The sequence below is a fragment of the Halomonas colorata genome (assembly GCF_014897985.1).
Taxonomy (GTDB): domain Bacteria; phylum Pseudomonadota; class Gammaproteobacteria; order Pseudomonadales; family Halomonadaceae; genus Vreelandella; species Vreelandella colorata.
Genome location: NZ_JABUZA010000052.1, coordinates 19,365 through 29,976, shown reverse-complemented (window position 1 = coordinate 29,976; position 10,612 = coordinate 19,365). Strand labels below are relative to the sequence as shown.

General features: G+C 53.6%; 10 protein-coding genes. 4 read left to right on the top strand and 6 right to left on the bottom strand.

Features of this window, described 5'->3' with window-relative positions; all coding sequences use genetic code 11:
* Positions 1-125: 125 nt before the first annotated feature.
* The gene (locus INT33_RS18635; RefSeq protein WP_192537798.1) at positions 126-1,496 is read left to right on the top strand and encodes an NCS1 family transporter; all 1,371 of its coding nucleotides are present in this window, start codon (positions 126-128) and stop codon (positions 1,494-1,496) included.
* A gap of 64 nt (positions 1,497-1,560) precedes the next feature.
* A complete protein-coding gene (locus tag INT33_RS18630) occupies positions 1,561-3,039 on the top strand; it encodes an NCS1 family nucleobase:cation symporter-1 (RefSeq protein ID WP_193092692.1) in 1,479 nt (492 codons plus the stop codon).
* A 103-nt stretch (positions 3,040-3,142) separates the two neighbouring features.
* Here INT33_RS18630 and modF read toward each other — a convergent pair whose 3' ends face one another.
* On the bottom strand, positions 3,143-4,630 hold the full coding sequence (gene modF, locus INT33_RS18625; RefSeq protein WP_193092691.1) for a molybdate ABC transporter ATP-binding protein ModF: 1,488 nt from the start codon (positions 4,628-4,630) through the stop codon (positions 3,143-3,145).
* A gap of 102 nt (positions 4,631-4,732) precedes the next feature.
* On the bottom strand, positions 4,733-6,205 hold the full coding sequence (gene ilvC, locus INT33_RS18620; RefSeq protein ID WP_193092690.1) for a ketol-acid reductoisomerase: 1,473 nt from the start codon (positions 6,203-6,205) through the stop codon (positions 4,733-4,735).
* Between the two features lie 193 nt (positions 6,206-6,398).
* On the opposite strand from ilvC, the gene ilvY reads away from it, so the two are divergent.
* Positions 6,399-7,277 carry an HTH-type transcriptional activator IlvY gene (gene ilvY, locus INT33_RS18615; RefSeq protein ID WP_193092689.1) on the top strand — a complete coding sequence of 293 codons (879 nt, stop codon included), beginning with the start codon at positions 6,399-6,401 and terminating at the stop codon, positions 7,275-7,277.
* Positions 7,278-7,311: 34 nt separating this feature from the next.
* On the opposite strand, the gene INT33_RS18610 is transcribed toward ilvY, so the two are convergent.
* Both INT33_RS18610 and uraH read right to left on the bottom strand, forming a co-directional pair.
* Positions 7,312-8,028, bottom strand: a complete 717-nt coding sequence (locus INT33_RS18610) for a GntR family transcriptional regulator (RefSeq protein ID WP_193092688.1) — start codon at positions 8,026-8,028, stop codon at positions 7,312-7,314.
* 98 nt (positions 8,029-8,126) lie between these two features.
* Positions 8,127-8,480: a hydroxyisourate hydrolase gene (uraH, locus tag INT33_RS18605; RefSeq protein WP_192537804.1), complete on the bottom strand. Its 354-nt coding sequence runs from the start codon at positions 8,478-8,480 to the stop codon at positions 8,127-8,129.
* Positions 8,481-8,598: 118 nt separating this feature from the next.
* Between uraH and uraD the strand changes: the two genes are divergently transcribed.
* On the top strand, positions 8,599-9,138 hold the full coding sequence (uraD, locus tag INT33_RS18600; protein ID WP_193092687.1) for a 2-oxo-4-hydroxy-4-carboxy-5-ureidoimidazoline decarboxylase: 540 nt from the start codon (positions 8,599-8,601) through the stop codon (positions 9,136-9,138).
* Between the two features lie 90 nt (positions 9,139-9,228).
* On the opposite strand, the gene INT33_RS18595 is transcribed toward uraD, so the two are convergent.
* Positions 9,229-9,627: a phasin family protein gene (locus INT33_RS18595; RefSeq protein ID WP_192537806.1), complete on the bottom strand. Its 399-nt coding sequence runs from the start codon at positions 9,625-9,627 to the stop codon at positions 9,229-9,231.
* A 197-nt stretch (positions 9,628-9,824) separates the two neighbouring features.
* The gene (locus tag INT33_RS18590; RefSeq protein WP_192537807.1) at positions 9,825-10,520 is read right to left on the bottom strand and encodes a glutathione S-transferase N-terminal domain-containing protein; all 696 of its coding nucleotides are present in this window, start codon (positions 10,518-10,520) and stop codon (positions 9,825-9,827) included.
* Positions 10,521-10,612 lie beyond the last annotated feature (92 nt).

Sequence of the window (10,612 nt, the reverse complement as noted above, 5' to 3'; positions counted from 1 at the left end):
CGACGCTGAACGAAGACGATCTCAGTGCACTGTTGCCCTGGCACTGGAAAGAAACCTTACCTACCTGAGAAATGCTTGACTAGATGTGGTTAGTGGCGCGCTTACAATCTTGCGAGGACGACATCATGAGCATTTCAACATCTGCTCTAGCGTCAGAGGAACCATCCGCTGCGAACGCAGCGTTAGGCACGAAAAGTTTAGGGGCTGAGAGCCTGGCTCCACAACACACCCGGATTATGGGACGAGGTTCCTATTTTCTAGCGTGGTTTGGCGGCTGCGTATCCATTGGCACCTTCGCCATGGGGTCAAGCGTGGTGGGTACGTTAAACCTGTTGCAGGCAACACTTGCCATTGCGATTGGCTGTTTTGTGATTGGCATTGCGCTCGCGATCAACGGCGCAGCGGGCTACAAGTACGGCATTCCGTTTATGGTGCAAGCGCGCAGCGCCTTTGGGTTTACCGGAACTCGCATCCCCGGCCTGGTTCGCGCACTACCTGCCGTGGTGTGGTACGGCTTTCAAAGTTGGATTGGTGCGGGGGCACTCAACATGGTGTCGGCCACCCTGTTCGGCTTTGATAATCTGGTGTTTTACTTTATTACCTTCCAGTTCCTGCAAATTGGCCTTTCCGTCATGGGCTTTCAGGGTATTAAGTGGCTGGAGAATATCGGCAGCGCGTTTATCTTGGGCTCGCTGATGTACATGTTCTACGCCACGGTGCAGCGCTATGGCGATGAGCTATCTACCAGCCTCTTCACCATGGAAGGCTCATGGGGCATGCCGTTCTGGAGTGCCACCATGCTGTTTTTAGGCATCTATAGCACCATGATGCTTAACGTTAGCGACTACTCTCGCGAGCACAAAAAAGGCACCGGAAAAGGTCTGCTTACCACTATTTATGCGATGTCGATTCTACCCTGCACGCTGTTTATGGGCCTGATTGGCTATATGGTATCAGAGGCGACCGGCACGGCAGACCCCATTCAGGTGTTTGCCAACGCGGTCGATAACACCCCGCTTTTAATGATCACCCTGCTGTTTATTGCCTTTGCTCAGGTTACCACCAACGTACTTAATAATGTGGTGCCGCCCACTTACGTGCTCATGGACGTGTTCAAGATTAAATTTCCGATTGCCACCGTGATCGTGGGTTTACTCGCCTTTGCCACCTTCCCCTGGAAGTTGGTTCAGCCCGGATCGGCGGCTGGTTTGCAGATGTTTGTGCAAACCTACTCGGCATTTCTTGGCCCCATCTTTGCCATTTTAGTGGTCGATTACTACATCATCCGCCGCCGCACTCTGGATATAAGCAAACTCTACGATCCTACCGGTCCTTATCAAGGGGTTAACAAAGCGGCGCTTATCGCTACGGCGGTAGGTATCGTCGCAGCGCTCTCGTTCTCAACGGTTTCATGGTATGCAAGCTTAATTCCAGCCGGGGTGACCTATTACCTGTTAATGAAGCACTGGGCTCCTTGCCAGCGTTTTACACAATAACTTCTTCCAAGCAACGGCTACACACGTGTAGCCGTGCTAGCGACTAATGCAAAGAGAGTCTGTCATGCATGAGCAACCGTCTAACAGCGACCTCGATATAAAGCAGATCGACCCAACGCTTTATAACGAAGACCTGGCCCCTTTAAAACCACAGCAGCGTAACTGGGGCGCGTTTGAAATCTTTAATGTGTGGTCCAACGATATTCAGAGCCTGTTTGGCTACACCCTGGCGGCATCGTTGTTCCTCACCTATGGCTTGAACGGCTGGGCAGTGATGACAGCGATTATTCTTGCCGGCGTAATCGTAATGTTTTTGGTAAATCTAACGGGCAAACCAAGCGTAAAGTACGGCATTCCCTTTCCGGTCATGGTGCGTGCCAGCATGGGCGTACGCGGCGCCAACCTACCCGCCATGCTACGCGCGATTGTGGGTATTTTTTGGTACGGCGTGCAGACCTATTTCGCATCGACGGCAGTCGCCCTGCTAATCACTGCTTTTATCGGTGCGGGCAGCGGCGCGACCTTTCTGGGTCTTTCAGGTGTTGCGTGGATATCCTTTGTAATCGTATGGCTTTTTCAAATTGCGATTTTTCTGCAAGGTATTGACCGTATTAAGCATTTTTTGAACTTAGCAGGTCCGTTGGTTTACGTGGTAATGCTAGTGCTGATGGGTATTGTTTGGTACCAGGCGGGAGATGAACTGTTACCCGCGATTGGTACTATCTTTAGCGGCAGCGGTGAGCAAGACGTTAGCACCGTGGGGGCATTTCTTGCCATTGTAGGCACCATGGTGGCCTACTTTGCGGCAGTGGTTATCAACTTTGGCGACTTCACACGCTTTGTAAAAACCGAACGCCAAATGAAGCTGGGCAACCTGCTTGGGCTGCCGCTTAACGTGGCGTTTTTCTCATTTATCGCTCTCATTATCACCGCAGGTACCCTGGTACTGTTTGGCGAGGCGCTAACTAACCCCGCCGATATTGTTGAGCGCGTGGATTCGCTACCGCTGACCATTATCGCCGCTCTTACCTTCTTTGCCGCTACCGTGGGGATTAATCTAGTCGCTAACTTTATTCCGCCCGCTTATGATCTGGCGAATCTATTTCCCAGCAAAATCAGCTTTAAGACAGGCGGCCTAATTACTGCCGTTATCGCCTTCTTTGTGGGTGCGCTGTGGGTCTCGGTGATTAGTCAGATTGGCGTACCCGGCTTTGTGAACGCCCTGGGCGCTATCGTTGCACCGTTCTACGGCATTATTGTGGTGGATTACTATCTGATTAAGCGTCAGCACTTAAATATGCAGGAGCTCTTTTCCTCAGCCCCCAGCAGCGCGTATTACTATGTGAACGGCTGGAATAGCCGCGCCCTGATCGCCTTTGGCGCCGCTGCACTGTTCTCGCTTTCTACGGTATTAGTACCCGCCCTCTCAAGCCTGGATGGCTACGGTTGGCTAATTGGCGCAGGACTAGGAGGCGCGTTTTACTTTGGCTTGATACGACAGTTTAAGGCAGCGCCCACCTTTACCGAGCAGAAGGCAAGTTGAGATAAGGGAGCTTTAACTGACCGTTCAGACGATTTGAAAGCGCCACCGGCTGAGTGCCGATGGCGCTTTTTTAGTGCACAAGCGGCTACGAAAAAGCCGTAGTCTAGTGGTTTTTATCAAGCGTCAAATGGTTGTCTATCTCCTTTATCCGGTCTTCGGTGTGGTGATTGACGTAGAGCACCGTGGTTTCGTTACCTTCACAGATTTTCTCGATCAGCGCGAGCACGAGCTGGCGGTTCATGTCGTCAAGGCCCAGGCACGGCTCGTCGAGTATCAGAAGCGGCGGGTGCTTGACCATGGCGCGGGCGATCAGCAAGAGCCGCTGGTCGCCGTAGGAGAGCTTGTTGAACGGCTGGTCGGCGCGCGCCTGCATACCCAGTAGCGCGAGCCACTGATCGGCAATCTTCTTCTGATGGTCGGTGGACTTGGTGTACACGCCGATACTGTCGAAGAAGCCCGAAATGATCACGTTTCTGCAACTGGTGCTGACGCGATACTCCCACTGCAGGGCCGTGGAGACGTAGCCGATGAACTGCTTGATCTGCCAGATACTTTCGCCATTACCGCGCTGAAATCCAAACACGAAAATATCGTTGGTGTAGCACTGCGGATGATCTCCCGTGATCAGGGACAGCACGCAGGTCTTGCCACTGCCGTTCGGGCCGCTCAGCTGCCAGTGCTGGCCGCGCTCGATCGTCCAGTCGAGCCTATCGACAATCAGGGTATCGCCGTAGCGGATCGTCGCCTGGGTAAGCTTCACCAGCGGCTGGCTCGGGTCGAGCACGGGCAGCCGGCTTGCAGGGTCGGCTTCGGGCACGCGCAGGTCAGTGGTCTTCAAATGCAGCAGCTGGTAAAGCTCGTTGAAGGCGGCTTCGTCCTGTCGGTCTACCGTGAACGCTAGGCGGCCTCCTTCTCTGCGCTTTTTACTGCCCTTGACCGGGTCAGGACGATCCTTATCCAGGTAAGCCACGTGGGTAATGAAATCCGGCATTTCGTCGAAGCGGTTGAGCACCAGTACCATGGGGACGTGGTCGACGATAGCGGCGAGGTGCGCCTGAAGCATGGCGAGCGTGTCGACGTCCAGGCCATCGAACGGCTCGTCCAGAATCAGCAGGTCCGGCTGGTTGGCCAGTGCGCGAATCAGCATGACCTTGCGGGTTTCGCCCGTGGAAAGCTTGCGAAAAGCACGATCAAGCAGTTTAGTGATCCCGAATTTTTCGACCAGATCATTGGCAAGCTCGGCGTCCCGGCAGTACTCAAAAATCATTTCCCTGACCGGCGTGCCGAGCGATATCACATCCATGATATCGGCATCGTCCTTTTTAAGCTCGGCGGCGATAAGCTCAGCCTGCGCTTCGAAAGAGACCAGCCCGACGCGCTCGGGTAGCCCTTCGACGGTGCCCGCTTCAAGCTTACCTATACCTGCCAGCGCCGCCGCCAGCGCCGACTTGCCGGAGCCGTTAGCGCCGGTGATCACCCAGTGCTGGTCGGGTTCGATGGTCCAGTCAATCTCGCTCAGGGTGAAGCGATCCTCGAAACTGATCGTCGCACTGTTTAACTGAATACTCGCCAGACGGGTCGAGGGCACCATGCACGTGCTCCTTGCAGGTTGAAAAAGGAGAGACGAAAAAGCCGAGCGTATCGTGTGGGATAGCTCGGCTTTCCTGAGACTAGCTAACGCTCAATCCGTGAATTAAACGATCTTCTTCATATCGGCCATGTGGCCACGCAGCACAGCGCCGACGGCTTCCACGGGGTGTGCGCGAAGCGCATCGTTGACTTCGATCAGCCGCGCGTTGTCCACGCCGTTGTCGCCCACATTCAAGCCTTTACCGATGACATCGGACTTGATGTCCTTCATGAAGTCCGCCAAGAGCGGCACGCAGGCGTGGTTGTACAGGTAGCAGCCGTATTCCGCGGTATCGGAAATCGTCGCGTTCATCTCGTAGAGTTTCTTGCGCGCGATGGTGTTGGCGATCAGCGGCGTTTCGTGCAGCGATTCGTAGTAGGCAGACTCGGCGATAATGCCCGCCGCGGTCATGGTTTCGAACGCAAGCTCAACGCCCGCCTTCACCATAGCCACCATCAGAATGCCGTTATCGAAGTACTCCTGCTCGGAAATTTCAACGTCGCCAGCAGGCGTCTTCTCGAAGTTGGTTTCCGCGGTTTCTTCACGCCATTTGTGCAGGTTGGCGTCGTCGTTGGCCCAGTCTTCCATCATGGTGTGCGAGAAGTGGCCACTCATGATGTCGTCCTGGTGCTTGTTGTAGAGCGGACGCATGATGTCTTTCAACTCTTCGGCCAGGTCGAACGCCTTGATCTTGGCCGGGTTGGAAAGACGGTCCAGCATGTTGGTCACGCCACCGTACTTAAGCGCCTCGGTGATGTTTTCCCAGCCGTACTGGATCAGCTTGGAGGCGTAACCCGGCTCGATACCCTCTTCGATCATCTTGTCGAAGCAGAGAATAGAACCGGTTTGCAGCATGCCACAAAGAATCGTCTGTTCGCCCATCAGGTCGGACTTAACTTCCGCGATGAAGGAAGACATCAATACGCCAGCCTTGTGGCCGCCGGTGCCCACAGCGTAAGCTTTCGCCAGGGCAAGCCCTTCGCCTTTGGGGTCGTTGGCTTCGTGTACGGCGATCAAGGTGGGAACGCCGAAACCACGCACGTATTCGGCGCGAACCTCAGAACCCGGGCACTTGGGCGCTACCATGATGACGGTCAGGTCATCACGAACCTTCATGCCCTCTTCCACGATGTTGAAACCGTGAGAGTAGGACAGGCAAGCGCCTTCTTTCATCAGCGGCATAACGGCGTTCACTACCGCTGTGTGCTGCTTATCCGGCGTCAGATTCAACACGACATCCGCCGTCGGGATCAGCTCTTCATAGGTACCTACCACGAAACCATTTTCAGAGGCGTTTTTCCAGGATTGACGCTTTTGCGCAATGGCTTCAGGACGTAGCGCGTAGGAAACGTCCAAGCCGCTGTCACGCAGGTTCAAGCCCTGGTTGAGACCTTGCGCGCCACAGCCGATCACGACCATTTTTTTGCCTTTCAGCGCGTCGACCCCATCAGCAAATTCAGAGCTGTACATGAAACGACATTTTGCAAGCTGAGCAAGCTGTTCGCGTAACGGCAAGGTATTGAAATAGTTAGCCATGATTAACATCCTGATAGTTGATTCTGCGCGGTCGATGTCGCAACACCGCCCGGAAAAAAGTGACACGCCCGCTCGATGCAAAAGTCAGCGCCGTGTGAGTAGGACCAATCTACCCAAAAACGACTCTTTCTTAAATTGATATATTTGCAACAGCATGTCCCTTTTTTCACAAAACATCATTATGATGGCACTCATGAACTTCAAACTCTTGAAACAATTCCTCGCACTAGCGGAAACGCTGCACTTCGGCCGGGCCAGCGAAGAGTGCTACGTCAGTATTTCTGCGCTGTCGCGCAACATCCGCCATATGGAAGACGAGCTAGGCGTGGCGCTGTTTAACCGCGACAACCGGACCGTGATGTTGACTCGGGAAGGCCAGAAGTTTCTTGAGTATGCCCGCGAGGCCAGTAGCCAATGGAACCTGATTCGCCACGAGCTGACCGACAACCCAGGTCAGTTAAGCGGTGAAATCAGTCTGTATGGCTCGGTGACGGCAAGCTACAGCTTTTTGCATGAGCTGCTGCGCCGCTTTCGTATCGCCTACCCGGCCATCGAGATCAAGCTGCGCACCGGCGATCCGGAACACGCCATCGCCCACGTGCTGGATGGCAAGGAAGACCTCAGCATCGCCGCAAAGCCTGCCCATCTACCGCGCGGCCTAGCTTTCAAGCCCATCGCCACATCACCTTTGCTGTTTATCGCCCCTTTAGAGCAGCAGGTGCCGAATGCGCCAGCCGGCACGCCGATCACGCCGGCCGAGTGGGCGAACATTCCCATGATCCTATCGGAAAGCGGTGTCTCAAGAGCGCGGGTGGATGAGTGGTTTCGCAAGCTCGACATCTCACCGCGTATTTATGCCCAGGTCACCGGTAATGAGGCCATTGTCAGCATGGTGAGCCTGGGCTTAGGCATTGGCGTGGTGCCTAAAATCGTTCTCGACAACAGTCCGTTGATGGACCGCATTCGAGTGCTCGACGTGACGCCAGAACTGGCGCCCTATGATATCGGCCTGTTTATCTTGAAGAAGAACCTGAAAAATCCGCTGGTCGAAGCGTTCTGGAGCTTGATGTAAGCCTTTCATGCGCCTCGGGTAATTGGGCCAGTCTTCACCCACCGAATATTTGCTGCAGATCAGGGACGTTCTCTTCTTCTTCGACCATTGAAAGTGACGCTTCAATAGCCTTCAAATGGCGGCTCATAAAGGCCTTGGCACGTTCACCGTTACCGGTTTCCAGATATCCGATCAGGTCATCGTGGTCATGAGATTCGCAGCCTAAATGACCACGATGACCGTATACTGCGAGAATAAGTGAAGAACGCGAGCAGAGTCGTTCGACAAACTCAGCGAGCGTTGCGTTGCCTGATAGCTGAGCTAGACGCACATGAAAGTCTGCTGATAGGCGGATGGCGCTGCTTTGCTGACCGCTGCGCAGCGCCTGGCGTTCTTGGCGGGCCATGTCACGCAACTCAGCGGCTTCTTTCTCACCAATCCGCCTTGCCACATCGGGCATTAGTCCGCATTCGATAAGCTGGCGGGCATCGAAAACATCTTTGGCTTCTTCCGCCGTAGGCCGTGTCACGCTAGCCCCACGACGCGGCGTCAGGGTTACCAACTGCTCTAGCGCAAGGCGCTGCAATATTTTGCGAATGCCGGTACGACTAATACTAAAGACCTCGGCAAGCGCATCTTCACGTAGCCGAGCGCCGGGCTTTAAGCGCTGCTCAACAATCGCATCGCTTACTGCGCGATAAATAGCCTCGTGGCGCTCATCAGCCTCTTTTTCTGGAGCGACTCGCTTCGCGGTCGCCTGCGCATCACTCATGTAGCTCTCCTGTCCCCTACCTTCTGGCGTCTTTTAGGACACCATCATACCGTGCTTAGCGTTGTTTTATGAGATATCGGCAAATGGTGAGATGGCTATCAACTGCCACGGTAAGTGGAATAACCATAGGGGGATAACAGAAGCGGCACATGGTAATGCTGGCTTGAGTCGGCTACGCCAAAGCGCAAGGGGATAACGTCTAAAAAGCGCGGCTCATCGTCTTCAACGCCCTGGACACGTAAATAGTCTCCAGCATGAAACACCAGCTCGTACTCACCGGGCGTAAATGCCTCGCCTTCCAAAAGCGGCACGTCACAGCGGCCATCCATGTTAGTCACCGCTTCGCCCACATGCTCGCGATGCCCTGCGGCCAGGCGAAATATCTCAATGGTGATTCCGCTGCCCGGCTGACCTTTTGCAGTATCCAACACGTGGGTAGTTAAACGGCCCATAACAACTCCTTGTTACTGGTGAGTGATCGCGACTCGAACAAAGTCATCGATCTAGATTACCTTCGTGGTGTTTATATTGTATACATGATTAGCATCAGAGCACGCTTAAGGAATCGTCATGTCTTCTGAAACCATATTAATGTTGCACCCCCGCCCTAGCGAGCAATCGCTAAGCGCTTTTGTTGCTCACTACGGCGATATATATGAGCACTCGCCCTGGGTTGCCGAAGCGGCTTGGCAGCAAGGGCTGCGAGAAGAGCATGATTCTCCAGGGGCGCTTGCGATACTGATGGGCAAAATGTTGCAAAATGCCCCCGCTGAGCAGCAGGTGGCCATTATTCAGGCCCACCCGGATCTTGCCGGGAAAGCAGCGCTTGCGGGGGCGCTGACCCAGGACTCTACTCGCGAACAGGCAGGCGCTGGACTAGATAAGTGTTCTAAAGAGGAGTTTTCTCGTTTTGAAGCGCTAAATGAAGCTTACAAAAACAAGTTCGGCTTTCCGTTTGTTATCGCCGTAAAGGGTCTTGACCGACATGCCATTTTGGCGGCGTTTGAAGAGCGCTTGCATAATGATGTGTTAACCGAGCGCGCAACGGCCATTGAGCAAATCGTCCGCATTGCCTGCTTTCGGTTAACCGCCCGGGCCTTAGGCGAATAATTCGTCCACGTGGCTTGCGCCCATAAAAAAACGCCGCGCCGAAAGGGCGCAGCGTTTTTCGCTGCCAGGGGGTTAGCAGCTTAAAAAGGCTTACTGCTTATTGGTACCCGCGGCTTTCTGAGCATTGTCAGCCGCCTTTTGAGTATTATCGACCGCCTTCTGGGTATTTTCTTCAGCCATTTTTTGGCTTTCCTGCATAAAATCCTGACCGATAGAAGATACTTTTTCAGAATCTCCTTTTACACGTTCCATGAAATCACCGGCAGCACGCTGCTGACTTTCCAGGGCTTTTTTGAAGCTGTCGGCATCTTTAACATCAAGCCAGGTGCGAGCTTGAGAAATGGTCATGTCCGAGTAGGCGCGAGCAGCGTCAATTTGGGCACCCATTAACTTTTCGTAATAATCGAGCGCTGCCAGCGTGTAAGAACGCATGGGCGATACAAAAGCAGACTCAAACTGTTGATTGGTGTTCTCTGCAGTTTTCATCATCACGACATCTCCTCGAGTTGGCTAGCAGGTCGCCGCCCGTTCGTGGTGGAGGCGATGCTGATGCGTTGGCATTGGCCAGCGCTACCCCCAAGCTAGCAGCGCTTTTTGTGCAGCGCAACATGATTTTATTAAACGGCTTGCCTATCGTCAGAAATTCTCATAAAAAAAATATTAAAAATCAGAATCTTAATTTATTTTTAACTTAAATCACGAATGGTTAAGGCGTTGCCTGCTACGCCGCCGTGAACCGTCAACATACGCTTAAACCACTCATCCACCGGGTCGTTTGGCTCGGCAAGTGGCTCAAGCGATACGGTATGTGCCCACATCATGCTGCCAAACAACAGATAATCAGCACCACTCGGCGCTTCTCCATCGATAAAAGGACTGCTGCGCAGCTGGTCCCGCACGGGTGCCAACGCCTGAGTTAGCTGCTGCCTGCCCTGTTCGGGGTTATGGACCTCTGCCAGGGGCATGCCAAACCGGGCTTCACGGGTTTTACGGAAATAGTCACGGTCATCGGGATGAATAGCATCTAATAGATCCAGCGCAACAATGCGGAAAAGCCCTGGCGTTACGCTACGCTCGACAAAGTATTTAAAAAATAGCGCGCGCTGGTAGTCGACACCCTCGCCCAGTACAGGCGACTCTGGGTAGGCTTTATCCAGATAGCGCATGATCTCAAAGCTATCGGTAATTATCTGCTCGTTATCACATAGCACCGGGACTTTATCGTAGTCAGCGAAGGCCAGTGCCTCTTTGTCCTCAAACCGCCAGGCAATGGTATCGAATTCAAGCTTTTTATGGGCCAGCGCCATCCGCACGCGCCAGCAGTAAGGGGAAAAACGTAATCGTTCATCACGCCCACATAGGTCATAAAGCGTTCTTGTCATCTTTTTATCCTTACCGTTAATGGTCAGATGGGCTACAGCAAAGCTGATTAATAGACTTTGAGCTTAATGCACGGGCTATACAAGAGGAGCTT

Coding starts and splice junctions, on each gene's coding strand:
- uraH (WP_192537804.1), bottom strand. CDS start 8,480: ATGGGCCGTTTAACTACCCACGTGTTGGATACTGCAAAAGGTCAGCCG.
- ilvC (WP_193092690.1), bottom strand. CDS start 6,205: ATGGCTAACTATTTCAATACCTTGCCGTTACGCGAACAGCTTGCTCAG.
- uraD (WP_193092687.1), top strand. CDS start 8,599: ATGTCTTCTGAAACCATATTAATGTTGCACCCCCGCCCTAGCGAGCAA.
- INT33_RS18635 (WP_192537798.1), top strand. CDS start 126: ATGAGCATTTCAACATCTGCTCTAGCGTCAGAGGAACCATCCGCTGCG.
- INT33_RS18610 (WP_193092688.1), bottom strand. CDS start 8,028: ATGAGTGATGCGCAGGCGACCGCGAAGCGAGTCGCTCCAGAAAAAGAG.
- modF (WP_193092691.1), bottom strand. CDS start 4,630: ATGGTGCCCTCGACCCGTCTGGCGAGTATTCAGTTAAACAGTGCGACG.
- INT33_RS18595 (WP_192537806.1), bottom strand. CDS start 9,627: ATGATGAAAACTGCAGAGAACACCAATCAACAGTTTGAGTCTGCTTTT.
- INT33_RS18630 (WP_193092692.1), top strand. CDS start 1,561: ATGCATGAGCAACCGTCTAACAGCGACCTCGATATAAAGCAGATCGAC.
- INT33_RS18590 (WP_192537807.1), bottom strand. CDS start 10,520: ATGACAAGAACGCTTTATGACCTATGTGGGCGTGATGAACGATTACGT.
- ilvY (WP_193092689.1), top strand. CDS start 6,399: ATGAACTTCAAACTCTTGAAACAATTCCTCGCACTAGCGGAAACGCTG.